At 60.0% G+C, this 423-nt stretch carries 1 protein-coding gene; it reads left to right on the top strand.

All coding sequences use genetic code 11. The features are described from left to right. Positions 1–423, top strand: a 423-nt coding sequence (locus ACV22Z_RS35795) for a hypothetical protein (protein ID WP_448080951.1), incomplete at both ends; no start/stop codon positions are given.

Genomic DNA, 423 nt, shown 5'->3' with positions numbered 1-423 from the left:
ATTAAAGCACTCGGCAAGGACGCATTGTCGGTCACGACGACGGACGCGTTGACCAACACGGCAAGCGGCACGATCGGTGGCAACGGCGATGTCTCCGTGGCGGCGGGCAGTGTCGACAATTCAAACGGTTCTCTACTGGCTGCGAAATCGCTGTCCGTGCGGTCGAACGGTCAGCTTGCAAATGCGGCGGGTCTCATTCAGTCGAACGGCAACCTGACAGTCTCGGCGCTTGGTGCCGTGAACAACCGCGCAGGCCAAATCGAAGCCAATGGCGCAATGACGACACTCGAATTGTCCGGATCACGCGTCGACAACAGCGATGGCCGCATAGCGAACATCGGAACTGGCGCGACAACGATTGACGGTGGCGCCTCGATCACGAACACCAATGAGTCCGGCAAAGCAGGCGCGGGCACGATCGGT

Source organism: Burkholderia sp. PU8-34, assembly GCF_053427725.1.
This window is presented reverse-complemented; position numbering and strand designations above follow the sequence as displayed.